Consider the following 15,440-nt stretch of genomic DNA (forward strand, 5'->3'; position numbering starts at 1 on the left):
TCACCTCCCCGTCGCCAGGCGCAGGACCTCTTCGACGGCCCGGCGTTCCTCTTCCTCCGAGATCTGGCCGGCCTGCCTGGCCGCCTCGATCGCCTCAAGCCGCCTGCGCACGGCCGCGGGGTCGCGCAGCTCGCGCTCGGCCTGGTCCTGAATCATCTCGGCCAGCCGGACCAGGCCGCGCATCGGCGCCAGCGGCCAGGTGAAGATCAGGGAGATCAGGCCCACGCGGCGCACCCCCTCACGCCTGCGCGATGACGAAGTCGTACGGAGCCATCGGGCCGAGCAGCCGCAGATCGACCCGGTCGGTCCAGCGCTCGCCGAACTCCTTCAGCGCCTGCTCGAGCTCCTTGCTCTTATCGGCCTTGACGAGCAGGGCGACGTGCGCGGCGTCCCATTCGTGCGACGGCTCCCGCAGCGACGCCTGCAGGTAGTGGCCGGTCAGGCCGTCGAGCAGCAGGCGGGTGTCCATGTCGCGCTTGGCCTCGACGGAGGCGGTGATGATCTCGCCGAGCCTGATCCGCTCGTTGCGGGTGGCGTCCTCGGAGGTGCCGCGGATGGCCTCGCGCAGCGAGGCGGCCTCCGGGCTCTCGGCGAGGATCTCGGCGAGCACGGCCCGCTCCTGGTAGCGGCCCTTGACGACGTACTGGGTGGTGCCGGTGAGCTCGTCGAGCGCGGCGCGGAAGTCGTCGTGGTGCGGCCCGAGCAGCTCGTCCACGACGGCGCCGGTGCCGGAGAGCACCGCGCCGAACCGGAACGGCAGCACCGGCCCCTTGGCGGCCATGCCGTCCAGCAGCTCCTCGTGCGCGAGCAGGTCGGCGGGCCTGCCGAGCGGCCGGTCCACGTTCACGTCGCTGACGACGGCGGCGATGTCGCGGTGCGTGATGAGCCGCACCTCGCTCGGAGGCTCGCCCAGCCCCTTCTGGTCGCGGCTCACCTCGGTCTCGGCGGGGACGATGCCGTAGACGTAGGTCGCGAGGTTCTGGGCCTCCTGGGTGGCCTGGCCTGCCCCGGAGACGTTGGTCGAGCGTCCCATGGCGCTGCTTGTCCTCTCACTTGAAACGCATCTTGGTGGGGGCGCTCCGGGGTTGCTTGCGCTGGTGTTCCTCGTCCGAGCCGCCGAGCTCGCGCGGCTCCTCGTCGCCGCCCTCGACCATGCCCTGGATGACGTCCTTGGACTTGTCCTGGCCGACCGCGCCGGTGACCGTGCCGACGGCCTCGGGCAGGCTCTGCTCGGTCTGCGACAGGTCGAGCCGGTTGGCGGCCTCGGCGAAGCGCAGATACGTGTCCACGCTCGCCACGACGACGCGCGCGTCGATGGTCAGGATCTCGATGCCGACGAGGGACACCCGGACGTAGGCATCGATCACGAGCCCTCGGTCGAGGATCGTGTCGATGACGTCGGCGAGGCCGGTGGGTCCCCGCCCGCCGCCCTGCCCGGCCGACGCCGGTTGCACAGACGTAGTCATTGTGTGGTTCTCCCTCCGCCTCACCCGGCCTGCCCGATGAAACCGACACGGAACCACATATGACTGAAAACCGGACAGATTTGGGGTGCGCCTCGCTTACGAGCGGTGACGCACCGCGATTCTTGAGCCCGGAGGGTGTTTATCTCACAGACGCCGGCACCTGAGAGCTCAGGTGCTCGCGCGTACGACGAGCTGCGGCGCGAGCAGCGTCGAGTCGGGCACGCCACGGCCCTCCAGCTTGTCCATCAGCAGCCGCACCGCCTCCCTGCCCACCTCCTCGGCCGGGATCAGCACCGAGCTCAACGGCGGGCTGGCCCGCTCGGCGACGTCGTCGGGGCAGATCGCCACCACCGCCACGTCGTCCGGCACCCGGCGGCCGAGCTGGCGCAGCGCGGCCAGCACGTGACCCACCGCCGACTCGTTGTGCACGACGAGACCCGACAGGCCGGGGTGGTCGAGCAGCAGGTCGCGGACCGTCTCGTACACCTCGTCGAACGTCTCCTCGCAGGGCAGCGCGACGCCCTGGACGCCGTGCGTCTCCAGCGCCTCCACGAAGCCCTCGCGGGTACGGGTGGCGAAGCCGGTGCCCCGGTCGTACACGACGGAGGGGGCGCCGAGCAGCGCGATCTCCTCGTGCCCGCGCTCGGCCAGGTGCTCGACGCAGCGCGCGCCGGCCGCCGCGAAGTCGAGGTCGACGCAGGTCAGCCCGGCCGGCTCGGCGGGGAAGCCGATGAGCACGCTCGGCTCGGGCAGCTCGCGCAGCAGCGGCACCCGCGTGTCGTCCAGCTCGACGTCCATCAGGATCAAGGCGTCCACCAGCGCGCTCGCGGCCACCCTGCGGATGCCCGCGGTGCCCTCGTCGGCGGTCAGCAGCAGCACGTCATGGTCGTAGCGACGGGCCGCGGTCACGACCGCGCCGGCGAACCGCATCGCCACCGGCACGTGCATGCCGGCACGCAGCGGCAGCACGAGCGCGATCACGTTGGAGCGCTTGCTGGCCAGCGCGCGGGCGCCGGCGTTGGGGTGGTAGCCCAGGGCGCGGACGCTGTCGAGCACCCGCTTGCGGGTGTCGGCCGAGATCGTGCGCTTGCCGCTCAGCACGTACGACACCGTGCTCACGGCCACGCCCGCGTGCTTGGCCACCTCCGCAATGGTGACCGTGCGCCCGCTCAAGCCTCGGCTCCTAAGTCGATCACTGTCAGCGTCACGCCTTCGTTCTCGAACACCACATACAGATCGTGCACCCCGTCCACGGCTTCGAGGGAGGCCGGAATGGCGTGATGCTCGTACCGGCCGGTGCGGGGCACGGGGAAGGCGGCCAGCTCCCGGCCGTGCAGCGGGTCGCCGAGCCGTACGGTGATCACGCCGCCCTCCGTGCTGCCCGCCGTGACCACACACGTGGTGGCACCGGTCAGATCGACCTCGCGGAACAGGATCCAGGCGCCCTCGGCCTCGGAGCGCACGGCGTCGCCGTCCAGCCGGCTCTCGTCCACGAACGTGATCGCGTCGTAGGCGTCGTGGCAGGCCGCGCGCAGGGGCCCGCGCTGCGGCGGGATGTCCTCGCCCTCGACCTCGAAGCCCGCGCTCAGCCGCAGGTCGGTGGCGCTGCGGCCGACCATGAGCCGGTGCGGCGCGCGCTCGACGACGAACCTGCCCCTGGTCACGTCCCAGAACGCCAGCTCGGAGACCGGCAGCCGCAGCTCCACGGTCCGGCTCTCGCCCGGCTCCAGGCGTACCTTCTCGAACCCGCGCAACCGGCGCAGCGGCTGCTTGACCCGGGAGCGCTGCTGGTGGGTGTAGAACTGCACGACCTCGACGCCGGGCCGCGACCCGGTGTTGGTGACCGTCACCTCGGCCCGCAGCTCGTCGCCGTCGAGGCGGACGCGCAGCCCGCTGTAGCCGAACGTGGTGTAGCTCAGCCCGTGGCCGAACGGGTGCAGGGGGACGCCGCGGAAGTACTGGTAGGTGGCGTCGGAGGTGACGATGTCGTAGTCGAGCAGGTCGGGCAGCTCGTGTTCCGAGCGGTACCAGGTCTGGGTCAGCCGGCCCTCGGGGTCGGCGTCGCCGAACAGCACCTCGGCCAGCGCGTGGCCGTACTCCTGGCCGCCGTGCGCCGACCAGAGCACGGCGGGCAGGTCGCGGGCGGTCCAGGTGAGCGGGTAGCCGCTGGTGAGGACGAGGACGGTGCGCGGGTTGGCCGCGCGCACCGCGCGTACGACGGCGTCCTGTGCGGGGGCCAGCGCCAGCGTGCTGCGGTCCTCGGTCTCGCGGCCGTTGACCAGCGGGTGGTCACCGGCCACCACGACCGCGACGTCGGCCTCCGCGGCCAGCTTCGCGGCCTCGGCGGCGCCGCTCCTGACCACGTCCATGGTCAGCCAGAGCGCCTGGTCGGCGTCGTCCACCAGGCGCAGCACGCCGTCGTCGCCCGCGCCGACGTAGCTGCCGGTCGCGATGTGGCGCAGGGCGAGCATGCCGCGCGGCCGCTCCTCCATGCGGAACGTCTGGCGCACCTCCCACCCGTTCGGCCCCGGCTGGTCGTTGACCAGGGTGGTGCCGTCCACGGAGACGAACCTGCCGGTGACCACGGCGCGCAGCGCGTACGAGCCGCCGCCCCAGTCGAAGACGTCGAACAGTCCCGCTTCGGACGCGCCCACGGTGAGCGGCCCGCCCGCCGGGTCGGCGGCGACGGGACCCGCCTCGGCGGTCAGCGTCACCCGGTCCACCGCCTCGCAGAACACGGTCTCGCACCGCTCGGCCAGCCCGGCGCGGGCGGTGACGGCGTACGGCAGCGTGCCGCTGTACCAGTCCTCCATCAGCGTGTCGCCGAGCTGCCCGAGCACCGCGATCTTGCGGACGTCGCGCAACGGCAGCAGCCCGTCGTTCTCCAGCAGCACGAACGAGCGCCGCGCCGCCTCCCTGGCCAGCGCCCGGTGCTCGGGGCAGTTCACCACGCTGTCGGTGATGTCGTCGTACGGCGTGGCCGGGTCGAACTCGCCGAGCCTGAACCTGATGGCCAGGGCGTGCCTGGCGGCCTCGTCGATGTCCCGCTCGGTGAGCAGCCCCTGGTCGAGCGCGGCGCGCAGGTGGCCGAGCGTGGCCTGCGCGCGGTCGTCGTCCTGGGTGAAGCTGTCCAGCCCCGCCTTGACCGCGTGCGCGTACGCCTCGGGCAGCGTGTCGTAGTAGCCCTGCAGGCCGGTGAGGTTGCCCGGCGCGTACGCGTCGCTGACCACCAGCAGATCGCCCGGCGCCCAGGCGCGCAGCACCTGCCCGATGAGCGGGCTGAGGTGCGCGGGCCGCCCGTTGACCAGGTTGTACGACGGCATGACCGCCACCGCCGCGCCCGACTCGATGGGCCCGCGGAAGGCCGGCAGCTCGTACTCGTGCAGCACCCTGGGCGGCAGGTTGCTGGAGGTGGTGCAGCGGTCGGTCTCGTTGTTGTAGGCGAGAAAGTGCTTGAGCGTGGGCGCGGTCTTGAGCACGGCCGGGGGCCCATCAGCGTCGGGAGCGCTCCCATTCAAGCCGCGGGCGTACGCCGTGGCCAGCAGAGAGGTCAGCCACGGATCCTCGGAGTAGCCCTCCTCGTTCCGCCCCCACCTCGGGTCGCGCAGCGGGTTGACCACCGGCGCCCACACGTTGCGCCCGGCGCCCGCCGGGTCCTTGTGGTGGAAGGCCAGCACCTCGTCGCCGGTCGCCGCGCCCACCCGGTGCAGCAGGTCGGGGTCCCAGGACGAGGCCAGGCCGATGGCCTGCGGGAAGACGGTGGCGGGACCGAGCCAGGCCAGCCCGTGCAGCGCCTCGGTGCCCGTACGGAAGGGGCCGATGCCCAGCCGCTCCACCGGCGCCTGGTACTGGTGCAGCAGGCCCAGCTTCTCTTCGATGGTCAGCCTGCTCAGCACGTCGTCGATCCGGTCGTGAAGGGGGACCGCTGGGTCGCGGAAGGGGGGTTCTTGCATGATCATCCCTCTGAGAGTGTCGAAGCGCTTCGACGACCGGCCTGGGGAAGTTACGCGGACATTTCGGTGGATTGACTGAAGGGTGCACGTCCCCGTGACCGAGGTCAAGAGGTCTGCGACAATCCTCCCGGCAATCTTCCGGAATCGAGCGAGTCGAGCACCCGTGCCGCGCCCCCGAGCGCGGCCGCGTCGTGCCCGAGCGTCGAGGCCACCACCTCCGGGCCGCCTGGCGCCACCACGCGCCGGCCCAGCTCCTCGTGCACGGCGGGCAGCACCCACGGCGCCAGCGGGACGTAGTAGCCGCCGAGGATCACCACGGCGGGATCGAGCAGGTTGGCCAGGATGGCCACGCCCTGGCCCAGGCCCGCGCCGACCGCGGCGAGCCGGGCGAGCGTGCCGGGGTCGCCGGCCCGCGCCTGGCGGACGACCTCCTCGATCTCGGCCTGAGTCTCGGCCGGTGACAGGTCCTTGCGCAGCACGGCGCCGATGCCGGCCACCGCCTCCAGGCAGCCGCGGCGGCCGCAGTGGCAGGCGGGCCCGTCGGGGTCGAGCTGCACGTGGCCGATCTCGCCGCTGTAGCCGTGGCCGCCTCTGCGCAGCCGCCCGTCGAGGATGATGCCGGCGCCCACGCCGAGCCCGCCGCTGAGATAGACCAGGTCGGCGGCGCCCGCATGGGAGCCGAAGCGCTGCTCGGCCAGGGCCGCGAGGTTGGCCTCGTTGTCCACCTGGATGGGGAAGCCCGGATCGCGCAGCGCCTTGGCCAGGTCGCCGCCGATGTCGGCGTCGTGCCAGCCGAGGCTGGGCGCCAGGCGTACGGTGCCCTGCACGTCGACCAGGCCCGGCACGGCCACGGCCAGGCCGAGCACCTGGCGCTCCTCCTTGGCCATGCGGTTGACCACGCGCCGGATGATCGCGCCGACGCCGGCCACGCTCTGGCTGACCGAGTCGCCGCCCGAGAACGCCCGCCGCCAGGTCAGCAGCCGCCCGCCCGCGAGGTCGGTGGCGATGGCCGAGACGGTGTCGACGCCGATCTCGACCCCGATGGCCGCGTAGGGTGAGCCGTCGAGCACGAGCATCGTGGCCGGCCGGCCGACACGGTTCTCCGTCAGCCCGGTCTCGCGGACCAGCCGGCGGTCGATGAGGTCGGCGACCAGGCTGGAGACGGTCGCCTTGTTCAGCCCGGTGGAGGCCGCGATGTCGGCGCGCGAGCACGGCGCGTGCTCACGGACGAAGCGCAGCACGACCGCCAGGTTGGTGGCCCGTACGTCGGCGAAGTCGGCCGGCTGAGGGCCGGTCGTGGAAGTGATCAATATCAGCCCCGTTCCCGCCAAGAAGTGATCCCAGCATGCCGCATCGCCGGCTTTCTCCACCAACCGGAGAGCGGCGGCTCCGGCGCTTCGTCATGCGGGTTGCTCATCGGCACCAACCTGTGACCGTCGCGATCCCTTGTGGCTGCAGTCACACTCTACTAATTTGTTTGGTCGAAATACCAACTAATTGTAGGTGGGGCGCGGCCTGCGGTCCACCGCGGGCAGCGGCGTTCCGCGCCCTGAGGCCCATCCCACCCCGAGGAGGGACCCAGTCATGCCGACACCCAACCCGACCCGCCGCGGTTTCCTCGGCCTGGTCGGCGCAAGCGTCCTGGTGGCGGGCTGCGCCGAGAAGAGGCAGGCGCCCAAGGGCACGGCCGTCGCCGCCGACAAGCTGTCGAGCCTCGTGCCGACGCGGGTGCCGTACGAGATCCCCGGGCTGAAGCCGGACCTGCCCGGGTCCGAGTTCGTGCAGCCTGGCTTCCTCAAGCGACCGGCCGAGATGGTGCAGGCCGTCACCACCCCGCCGCTCACCAGCGGCAAGGAGGTGACGGCGATGACGCCGCTGTGGGGCACGGTGCCGCCAGGGCTCGGCAGCAACTCCTACTACGACGAGGTCAACAAGCGCCTCGGCGGCGTCGTCCGCTTCAACATCTCCGACGGCAACACCTACGGTGACAAGCTCAGCACCGTCCTGGCCAGCGGCGACGTGCCGGAGATGGTGATGATCCCGCAGTGGGAGCTGACCAAGATCGGCCACTTCACCGAGGCGGCCAACAAGCTGTTCGCCGACCTGTCCCCGTACCTGGCCGGCGACAAGGCCAAGGAGTTCCCGCTGCTGGCCAACTACGACACCGCCGCCTGGCAGTACGGCGTCTTCGGCGGCGTGCTGCAGGGCATCCCATGGCAGAACGACCCGTACCCGTTCGCCACGTTCGTCCGCGAGGACATCATGAAGAAGCTCGGCCTCGAACACCCCAAGAGCGCCGACGACCTGGTCACGCTCGGCAAGGCCATCACCTCGCCGAAGGACAAGCGCTGGGCGTTCGGCGGCGGCATGGAGCAGGAGGTCCAGCGGGCGTTCGGCGTGCCGCGCGAGTGGCGCAAGAAGAGCGACGGCACGCTGGAGTACAAGTACGAGACCGAGGAGTTCGCCGCCCACATCGAGTTCGTCACCAAGCTGTTCGAGGCCGGTTACGTTCACCCGGACGTCGTGGCCAACAAGGACGCCGACAACAAGGCGATCTTCGGCAGCGGCGAGATCGTCATCTACCGCGACGGCCTCGGCGCCTGGCACGAGGCGCTCGGCCGCTTCCAGGCCGACAACCCCGACTTCGACATGCAGATCGTCGACCCGTACCCGGCGAAGCCCGGCGGGCGGCTCATCATGTGGCGCAACGAGCCCGCCAGCATGTTCGTCTTCATCAAGAAGGGCCTCGGCGACGCCCGCACCCGCGAGCTGCTCGCGCTGTCGAACTGGGCCTCCGGGCCGTTCGGCACCCAGGAGTACGAGCTGTGCTACAACGGCGTCGAGGGCAAGCACTACAACGTCGTGAACGGCCAGGTCAAGCAGACCGCGCTCGGCCGCAAGGAGGTCGCACCGACCTACCTGTTCCTGTCCGGCCGCCCCAACGCCAACGCGATGAGCCAGTACGACGGGCTCGTGCAGTCCCTGTGGGACTGGCAGACCAAGGCGTCCAAGATCCTGGAGAACGACCCGTTCGTCGGCATCCGCGTGGAGACGCCGTCGAAGATGGCCGGCATGGCCACGCCCACCGAGGACAAGATGCAGGAGATCTTCCGCGGCAAGCGGCCGGTCTCCGAGTGGCCGAAGATCCTCAAGGAGTGGCAGGAGCAGGGCGGTAACGAGGCGCGCGAGTTCTACATGAAGGTCGCGCGCGAGAACGGGCGGCTGTGACGGCGCCACGAACGGGTCCAGAGACAGGCACAGAGATCGGCACAGGGACCGGCGAGAGCACGAACGCGGGCATGAGCACGGACACGAGCACAGGCGCGGCCACGGGCACGAGCACGGGCGGGGCCGCGGGCGCGGGCGGCGGCACGGCGACGATCAAGAAGCCGCGGCGCCGCCGCGCGCCCGCCCACGAGGCACCGGGGCTGACCTGGCGGGCCAAGCTGCGCAGGGACTGGCCGCTCCTGGTGATGAACCTGCCGATGCTGCTCATCGTGGTCGCCTTCTGGTGGATCCCGGCGCTCGGCAACGTCATCGCCTTCCAGGACTACAACCCGTACACCGACGGCATCCTCGGCAGCCCCGTCATCGGCTTCACGAACTTCGCGCTGCTCTTCGAGGATCCGCAGTTCCTGCGCGCGATCGCCAACACCCTGTCGATCACGGCGTTCCAGCTCGTCTTCTACTTCCCCGTGCCGATCCTGCTCGCGCTGCTGCTGAACAGCATCGTCTCGGCCCGGCTGCGGGCGTTCGTGCAGGGCGTCGTCTACATGCCGTTCTTCTTCTCCTGGGTGCTGGTCATCGCCATCTTCCAGCAGATGTTCGGCGGCGCCGGCCTGCTCGCGCAGATCCTGCGCGAGCACGGGTACGAGGGCGTGGACTGGATGACGAACTCCGACACGTTCATCCTGCTCATCACCTCGCAGACGATCTGGAAGGACGCCGGCTGGGGCGCGATCATCTTCCTGGCCGCGCTCAGCACCATCGACCCGCACCTGTACGAGGCCGCCGCCGTGGACGGCGCCCGCCGCTGGCGCCGGATGTGGCACATCACGCTGCCCGGCCTGCGCCCGGTGATCGTGCTGCTGCTGATCCTGCGGCTCGGCGACGCGCTCAACGTCGGCTTCGAGCAGTTCATGCTGCAGCGCAGCGCGGTCGGCAGCGAGGCGTCCGAGGTGTTCGACACGTTCGTGTACTGGTCCGGCCTGCGTACCGGCGACCTGGGGTACGGCGCCGCGGCCGGGCTGTTCAAGGGCCTGGTGGGGCTGCTGCTGATTCTCGCGGCCAACCGGGTGGCGCACGCCATGGGTGAACGAGGAGTGTATTCGCGATCATGACGGCTTCGACGCTCTCGCGCCGGCGCGGCGGGCGGCGCCCGTCCCGGCTGGCGCCCTGGGAGGAGCCCCCGTCGGCGGCCGGGCGGCTCGGCAAGGGCACGCTGATCACGCTGATCCTGGTGGCCGTGCTCGGCCCCCTCTACACGATCGTGCTCACCAGCCTCAGCTCGGCGAAGACGGTGACCGAGGCCGGCGGGCTCGTGCTGGTGCCCGACGGCATCACGTTCGAGGCGTACCGGCAGATCTTCTCCGACACGGTGGTCAGCCGGGCGATCCTGGTCAGCACCGGCGTGACCATCGTCGGGACGCTCATCAGCGCCGGGGTGAGCGTGCTGGGGGCGTACTCGCTGTCGCGGCCCGGCTCGTTCCTGCACCGGCCGCTGCTGTTCAGCATCCTGCTGATGTTCGTCTTCTTCCCCGGCATCATCCCCGTCTACCTGATGGTCAGCGGGCTGGGGCTGAAGGACAGCTACTGGTCGCTGATCCTGCCGACGGCGGTGTCGGCGTTCAACGTGGTGGTGCTGCGCTCGTTCTTCATGAACATCCCGAAGGAGATCCTGGACAGCGCCCGCATCGACGGGGCGGGCGAGTTCCGCATCCTCTTCCGCATCGTGCTGCCCATGTCGAAGGCGGTCACGGCGGTCGTGGCGATGTTCTACGCGGTCGGCTACTGGAACGCGTGGTTCAACGCGATGCTCTACATCGACGACACGCGCAAGTGGCCGCTCGCGCTGATCCTGCGGCAGTACGTGGTCGACTCCAACCCGCTGCCGGCCGCCACCGCCGGCGTGACCGGGGACGCGCCGCCCACCCTCGCCATCAAGATGGCCATCGTGGTGATCGCCGTCATCCCCGCGCTGATCCTCTATCCGCTGGTGCAGCGCCACTTCACCAAGGGGGTGATCGTGGGCGCGGTCAAGGGGTGAGCACTCACGAATAGAAGTGCATGACGATGGCCAGGCCGACGAAGTGCACGAGCACCACGATCGTGATCAGCGAGATGAACACGAACTTCGCCGGGCCGTGCTCGAAGTGCTTGCCCTCCTTCAGGGGGCGCAGCTTGGCCTGACGCTCGGCGATGCGCTCCTCGATCGGCTTGCGGTAGAACACGGCGACGTCCCTTCAGGGGCGGGGCGAAATCTTCAGGCTTTCTCCGACAAAGGTACCCGGCCCCGCCCCCGCCTCCGGCACGCGGTCAGTAGAGGCGGCGCAGATCCATCTGGAAGTTCTGCCGCCAGGTCGCGCCGCCGTCCGTAGTGGTCTCGCCGATCTCGTGCCAGGTCGTGTCGGTGAAGGTCAGCGTGTAGCGGGTGGTGAAGGCGGGCGTCTGCAGGCTCCACTCGAACCGGTGGTCGCCGACGACCGGGGTGACGGTGGTGACGTGTCCACGGGAGAACGCCTCCCAGCGGTACTCCCCCGTCACGTCGTTGTAGTTGATCACGGCGAGCGCGCTGTCCACGATCGTGCGCGGGTCGGCCTTGTCCCGCCCCTGCCCCTCGACCGAGATGACCAGGTCGCCCGCCTGGTAGCGGATCCACTCCGTCTGCAGGAACTCCTGGCGGGCGCCCGACGGCAGGATGGTCCAGCCCGTCCCCGCCCACGCGCCGACCATGAACGACAGCCGCCGCATCGCCTCGGCCTGGGTGAGCGGCTCACGGGCGGCGGCCATGGCGGGGGCCGAGGAGACCAGCAGCAGGAGGCAGGCCAGCGAGAGTAACAGGCGTGACTTCATGGGAGACGTCCTCCACGGTCGTGCGGGGTTTCGAGTGACGCGTACGCCGGCGCGCACCGCGCCCGCGGCGTACGTATGCCAGGGCCCTGATGCGTAATTTGATGCGTAAAAGCGGCCGCTCTCCTGGACCGCGGGGAACGGCGCACCGATGATGCGGATGAAGTCCGCAATCTCGTTAAGGGAGCGCTCATGGGAGTGAACCTCCGGCTCGTCGTCCCCCTGGTCTACGCGGCGGCGGTCGTCGTGGCCTTCCTGATCGGCCAAACGGTGGGCACGGTGGTCACCATCGTCGGGGCGCTTCTCGTGGCGGCGTACTTCCTCTTCATGGCCAGGTCACGCCAGCGCCAGTAACGCGCCCCAGGGGTCGTACACGATCGTCGCGCGGCCGCCGTCCGGGGCGCCGGGGACGATCGTGGCGCCCAGCTCGACGGCCCGCGCGGCCGTCTCGGCCCGGTCGGCGGTGGCGAAGAACGTCACCCAGCGCGGGCCCATCCCCTCCGGCGGCGGCACGACCTCGACCCCGTGCAAGTCGGGATAGCAGGCGGCGTCGCCGGTCCACAGCTCGTGCCGGCACCACGTACCCGGCTCGTCCACCAGCACGATCCCGGACGGCCGGTGGCCCTCCCACAGCCCGAAGACCGCGCCCGAGGAGTCGAGCGCGAGCAGCAGCCGCCCGTCGTCCCCCGCGGGCACCGGCCCGAACAGCACGCTTCCCCCGCGCTCCTTCACCCGCGCGGCCGCCGCCTGCGCGTCCTCGGTCGCCAGGTACGTGTTCCAGGACGCGGGCAGCCCGGCGGGCACCCGGCCGAAGCCGCCCACGACGCGGCCGTCCAGCTCGATGAAGGCGTAGCCGCCCGCGTCGCGGAACGTCCAGCCGAACAGCTCGCCGTAGAAGGCGCGCGCGCCCGCGGGGTCCAGCGCCCCGTAGTCCACCCAGCAGGGGGTGCCGGGCGTGTAGTGCTCATGAACCGGCATGCTGCACCTCCGGCGCCGCCGTGCTCAGGTGGGCGGCGATGGCGGGCGCCACGGCACCGGGACGTTCGATCATGCACAGGTGCCCGGCGTCGGGGACGGTGACCACCCGGCAGCGCGGCACGGTGACGCGCAGCCGTACGGAGGCGGCGCGGAAGGCCGGCATGTCCTGCTCGCCTACCAGGACCAGCGTGCGCGCCGCTATGCCGCGCAGGTCGTCCGCGGTGTGCACGTGGCCGCTCAGGCCGGCCATGGCGCCGTCGCGCAGCTCCCGCCACGAGTGCCCGGCCACGATCGCGCGCAGCCTGGCCCGCAGCTCGGGATGGGCCTCGGTGCCGCGGAAGATGTCAGGCGGCGCCGCCATCCACACATCGGCCAGCCGCTCGCCGTCCACGCCCATCCTGGCCAGCCCGGCGAGCGTGCGGTAGCGCTCGGCGGTGCCCGGCTCGGCCGGGGCGCCGGCGATCGTCGGTGAGCCGACGATGAGCCCGCGCACGTCGTCCGGGTGGTCGATGGCGAGCTGCAGGGCGACCATCGAGCCGATCGACTCGGCCACCACCAGCGCGGCCCGCTCGGCGCGAGCCAGCTCGGCGAGTTCCGCCGCCAGCGCGGGCAGCGACGTGCCGGGGCGCAGCGGGTGCGAGCGGCCGTGCCCCGGCAGGTCCACGCCGACGTGCCGCCAGCCGGGCAGCAGCCGCCACAGCGGCTCCCAGACCGAGCCGTCCATCGTGTAGCCGTGGATCCACAGCACCGAGGGGCCCTCGCCGCGGGTCCGCACGTACAGGGTCATGACAGCGCCCCCGCGGGGGCGAAACCGTCGCAGAAGCGGCGGAAGGCGATCACGGAGGTGTCGGCCGCGTCGTAGCGCTGCGGCGCGTGCACGTCCAGGTGGTCCCAGACCACCCGGTCCTGCTGGAAGGCGTACTTCGCGCCGTGCACGAGCGCGGGAAGCGAGGCTGTCCTGTCGGGCCGCACGCCGATGACCACCCGGCCGACGCAGCCCGTCCCGTCCGGCACCGCTCCCGTGATGATCGTGTACGGCGCCTCCGCCGTGCCCAGCTCGGTCAGCACGAGGTGCGGGCTGTAGGCGCGGGCCACGAAGCGGGAGGCGAAGTTGAGCTGCCTGTCCTTCTCCCCCGGCCGCTCCCACGGCGGCGCCTTGGTCCGGAACTCGCCCTCGATGACCAGCTCGTCGTGCTCCCCCATGCTGACGCGCATGCCCTTGACCGCGGGCACCAGGTGGACGGTGCTGAAGTGCTCGGCGTCGAAGGCGTTCTCCACCACGTACTCGGCGGGCACCGCGACCTCCTGGTGCACGGCGGGCACGAACGTCAGCTCCCCGGCGGCCTGCTTGATCGCCTGCTCGAAGCCCCGGTCGTCGCCCGGATCGTCGGACAGCCGGGCGAACAGCGCCGACCCGGCGTGCAGCGTCCGCACCTCGGGCACCGACCAGCGGCGGGCGGTGTCGCCGAGCGCGATGCGCTTGCCGTGGAAGGGGCAGATGACGCACTGGCCGTCCAGCGTGCCGCCGTAGCCCAGGTGGGCGCCCCGGTGCGGGCAGGTCGCCGCGAACACGCGGACGCGGTCGTCGTCGCGCACCGCGATCAGGTTCCGCGCGCCGAGTTTGAGCGGGGTGATGCCGGGGCCCAGCTCGTCGTCGAGCGCGAGCAGGAACCATCCGCCGTGCAGCTGATCGGGGGCGGAACGTGACGTCGTCTGTTCGATCACCTCAGTGCTCCGATCACCTCAGTGGCCGCGCGCTCGCCGCCGGCCATCGCCATGTGCGCCATGGGCGGGCCCGCCGGGCCGGTCGTGGCCTCGCCGGCGAAGAAGAGGGTCCCGTCCATCGGTTCGGCCCAGGCGGCGGGCGCCCACAGCGCCCCCACCGCCGGGTAGGTGTACGCGCCGCCCGCCCACGGATCGGCGCCCCAGTCGGCCACCCGCGTACGCTCCGGCGCCCGGCCGCCGGTCCACGGCAGCGCATCGGCCAGCAGCGCGGGCAGGGTTCCCGCCTGCCAGGCGGCCCTGGCCCGGCCCGCCGCGCCCGCCTTGGCCACGACCACCGCCTCGGGACGCCCGGCCGTGACGGTCACGAAGCCCAGCCGGCCGCCCGGGTCGAAGATCACGGCCGACTCGGGAGCGGGCACGGGATAGGTGACCACGGCGCACCAGGCGTCGCCGGGGCGCAGCTCGCGGGCCGCCGCCTGCTTGCGTACGGGGAGGTCGTCGATGACCAGCCGCCGGTCGGCGACGACCTGCGGCGGCACCGTGACGACGGCCGCGGCGGCGTCGGCGCGACGGCCCGCCTCGGTCACGGCGCGGACGCGTCCAGGCGACCAGCTCAGGCGGACGACCGGGTCGCCGAGCCGGAGGTGCAGCCCTTGCGCCAGCCGCTCCGTCAGCGTGCCGAAGCCGCCGGGCAGCACGAACTCGCCCCGCCCCACGGCGTCGGCGCGGCGGGCGGCGGCCAGGCCGAGCGCGCTCAGCGCCTCAGGCTCGCCCGCCCAGTTCTGCCTGAACCACTCGGCGGCGGGCTCCAGGGCGTCGGGAACGCGCGCGGTCGCCTCCTTCAGCCATCGCGCCACCGGCACGTCCCCGGCCGCGCTCGCCGCCAGCCGCGCCTCCAGCAGCGGCGGCGGCGGGCACAGCGCCGACAGCGGGCGGGGCGCGCCGTCCAACAGCACCCTGGCGGCGTGGCGGGGCAGCGGCACCGGGGCGGGCAGGCCGGGCAGCGCGCCGATCGGGTTGCGGTCGCCGTGCACGACCTGCGCCCCGAGCTCCAGTCCCGAGCGCTCGTCGGTGTGGATCCTGCCGCCGATGCGCTTCCTGGCCTCCAGCACCGCGACCTGGAGGCCCGCGTCCGCCAGCGCCCTGGCGGCGGCGAGCCCGCTCACGCCCGCGCCGATCACGACCACGTCCAGCTCTGTCACCGGCCCGTCCTCTGTAGTAGGTTGTCGTCGCCTTGATCACGAGGAGA

The 15,440-nt window shown here is 71.8% G+C and carries 16 protein-coding genes; 4 read left to right on the top strand and 12 right to left on the bottom strand.

Features of this window, described 5'->3' with window-relative positions; genetic code table 11:
• The 6 genes from WBK31_RS30580 to WBK31_RS30605 form a co-directional block, all read right to left on the bottom strand.
• Positions 1-225, bottom strand: coding sequence for a gas vesicle protein GvpG (locus tag WBK31_RS30580; RefSeq protein ID WP_364059836.1), 225 nt, complete (start codon positions 223-225; stop codon positions 1-3).
• A gap of 13 nt (positions 226-238) precedes the next feature.
• Positions 239-1,033, bottom strand: coding sequence for a GvpL/GvpF family gas vesicle protein (locus WBK31_RS30585; RefSeq protein WP_364059833.1), 795 nt, complete (start codon positions 1,031-1,033; stop codon positions 239-241).
• 16 nt (positions 1,034-1,049) lie between these two features.
• Positions 1,050-1,466, bottom strand: coding sequence for a gas vesicle protein GvpJ (gene gvpJ, locus WBK31_RS30590; RefSeq protein ID WP_364059830.1), 417 nt, complete (start codon positions 1,464-1,466; stop codon positions 1,050-1,052).
• Between the two features lie 168 nt (positions 1,467-1,634).
• Positions 1,635-2,639: a LacI family DNA-binding transcriptional regulator gene (locus WBK31_RS30595; RefSeq protein ID WP_364059827.1), complete on the bottom strand. Its 1,005-nt coding sequence runs from the start codon at positions 2,637-2,639 to the stop codon at positions 1,635-1,637.
• Positions 2,636-5,425 carry a glycoside hydrolase family 3 C-terminal domain-containing protein gene (locus tag WBK31_RS30600; RefSeq protein WP_406673551.1) on the bottom strand — a complete coding sequence of 930 codons (2,790 nt, stop codon included), beginning with the start codon at positions 5,423-5,425 and terminating at the stop codon, positions 2,636-2,638. The genes WBK31_RS30595 and WBK31_RS30600 overlap by 4 nt, the downstream gene beginning before the upstream one ends.
• Before the next feature lie 98 nt (positions 5,426-5,523).
• Entirely contained in the window at positions 5,524-6,729 is a 1,206-nt protein-coding gene (locus WBK31_RS30605; protein ID WP_364059821.1) for an ROK family transcriptional regulator, read from the bottom strand.
• Positions 6,730-7,003: 274 nt separating this feature from the next.
• Here WBK31_RS30605 and WBK31_RS30610 point away from each other — a divergent pair, with 274 nt between their 5' ends.
• The 3 genes from WBK31_RS30610 (at position 7,004) to WBK31_RS30620 (ending at position 10,685) form a co-directional block, all read left to right on the top strand.
• The gene (locus WBK31_RS30610; protein WP_364059818.1) at positions 7,004-8,647 is read left to right on the top strand and encodes an extracellular solute-binding protein; all 1,644 of its coding nucleotides are present in this window, start codon (positions 7,004-7,006) and stop codon (positions 8,645-8,647) included.
• A gap of 71 nt (positions 8,648-8,718) precedes the next feature.
• The gene (locus WBK31_RS30615) at positions 8,719-9,759 is read left to right on the top strand and encodes an ABC transporter permease subunit (protein ID WP_364059815.1); all 1,041 of its coding nucleotides are present in this window, start codon (positions 8,719-8,721) and stop codon (positions 9,757-9,759) included.
• Complete coding sequence (locus WBK31_RS30620) at positions 9,756-10,685, top strand: carbohydrate ABC transporter permease (protein ID WP_364059812.1); 930 nt, start codon at positions 9,756-9,758, stop codon at positions 10,683-10,685. Before WBK31_RS30615 ends, WBK31_RS30620 begins: the two co-directional genes overlap by 4 nt.
• A 4-nt stretch (positions 10,686-10,689) precedes the next feature.
• On the opposite strand, the gene WBK31_RS30625 is transcribed toward WBK31_RS30620, so the two are convergent.
• Positions 10,690-10,869, bottom strand: coding sequence for a hypothetical protein (locus WBK31_RS30625; protein WP_364059809.1), 180 nt, complete (start codon positions 10,867-10,869; stop codon positions 10,690-10,692).
• Positions 10,870-10,954: 85 nt separating this feature from the next.
• A complete protein-coding gene (locus WBK31_RS30630) occupies positions 10,955-11,491 on the bottom strand; it encodes a hypothetical protein (RefSeq protein ID WP_364059806.1) in 537 nt (178 codons plus the stop codon).
• A 189-nt stretch (positions 11,492-11,680) separates the two neighbouring features.
• Between WBK31_RS30630 and WBK31_RS30635 the strand changes: the two genes are divergently transcribed.
• The gene (locus tag WBK31_RS30635; protein WP_393202987.1) at positions 11,681-11,842 is read left to right on the top strand and encodes a hypothetical protein; all 162 of its coding nucleotides are present in this window, start codon (positions 11,681-11,683) and stop codon (positions 11,840-11,842) included.
• On the opposite strand, the gene WBK31_RS30640 is transcribed toward WBK31_RS30635, so the two are convergent.
• From WBK31_RS30640 to WBK31_RS30655, 4 genes are read right to left on the bottom strand one after another with little or no spacing between them, the layout of a single operon-like run.
• Complete coding sequence (locus WBK31_RS30640) at positions 11,825-12,466, bottom strand: VOC family protein (RefSeq protein ID WP_364059800.1); 642 nt, start codon at positions 12,464-12,466, stop codon at positions 11,825-11,827. The two genes, WBK31_RS30635 and WBK31_RS30640, sit on opposite strands and share 18 nt — an antisense overlap.
• Positions 12,453-13,253, bottom strand: a complete 801-nt coding sequence (locus WBK31_RS30645) for an alpha/beta hydrolase (RefSeq protein ID WP_364059797.1) — start codon at positions 13,251-13,253, stop codon at positions 12,453-12,455. The genes WBK31_RS30640 and WBK31_RS30645 overlap by 14 nt, the downstream gene beginning before the upstream one ends.
• On the bottom strand, positions 13,250-14,191 hold the full coding sequence (locus WBK31_RS30650) for a Rieske 2Fe-2S domain-containing protein (RefSeq protein WP_364059794.1): 942 nt from the start codon (positions 14,189-14,191) through the stop codon (positions 13,250-13,252). The genes WBK31_RS30645 and WBK31_RS30650 overlap by 4 nt, the downstream gene beginning before the upstream one ends.
• Positions 14,188-15,393: an FAD-dependent oxidoreductase gene (locus WBK31_RS30655; RefSeq protein ID WP_364059791.1), complete on the bottom strand. Its 1,206-nt coding sequence runs from the start codon at positions 15,391-15,393 to the stop codon at positions 14,188-14,190. The genes WBK31_RS30650 and WBK31_RS30655 overlap by 4 nt, the downstream gene beginning before the upstream one ends.
• Positions 15,394-15,440 lie beyond the last annotated feature (47 nt).

Source organism: Nonomuraea sp. N2-4H (assembly GCF_045291505.1).
Lineage (GTDB): Bacteria > Actinomycetota > Actinomycetes > Streptosporangiales > Streptosporangiaceae > Nonomuraea > Nonomuraea fastidiosa.

Bases quoted from the DNA above. Each gene is read 5' to 3' on its own strand.
- WBK31_RS30630 (WP_364059806.1), bottom strand. From the start codon at position 11,491: ATGAAGTCACGCCTGTTACTCTCGCTGGCCTGCCTCCTGCTGCTGGTC.
- gvpJ (WP_364059830.1), bottom strand. From the start codon at position 1,466: ATGACTACGTCTGTGCAACCGGCGTCGGCCGGGCAGGGCGGCGGGCGG.
- WBK31_RS30645 (WP_364059797.1), bottom strand. From the start codon at position 13,253: ATGACCCTGTACGTGCGGACCCGCGGCGAGGGCCCCTCGGTGCTGTGG.
- WBK31_RS30600 (WP_406673551.1), bottom strand. From the start codon at position 5,425: ATGATCATGCAAGAACCCCCCTTCCGCGACCCAGCGGTCCCCCTTCAC.
- WBK31_RS30610 (WP_364059818.1), top strand. From the start codon at position 7,004: ATGCCGACACCCAACCCGACCCGCCGCGGTTTCCTCGGCCTGGTCGGC.
- WBK31_RS30615 (WP_364059815.1), top strand. From the start codon at position 8,719: ATGAGCACGGACACGAGCACAGGCGCGGCCACGGGCACGAGCACGGGC.
- WBK31_RS30640 (WP_364059800.1), bottom strand. From the start codon at position 12,466: ATGCCGGTTCATGAGCACTACACGCCCGGCACCCCCTGCTGGGTGGAC.
- WBK31_RS30620 (WP_364059812.1), top strand. From the start codon at position 9,756: ATGACGGCTTCGACGCTCTCGCGCCGGCGCGGCGGGCGGCGCCCGTCC.
- WBK31_RS30585 (WP_364059833.1), bottom strand. From the start codon at position 1,033: ATGGGACGCTCGACCAACGTCTCCGGGGCAGGCCAGGCCACCCAGGAG.
- WBK31_RS30635 (WP_393202987.1), top strand. From the start codon at position 11,681: ATGGGAGTGAACCTCCGGCTCGTCGTCCCCCTGGTCTACGCGGCGGCG.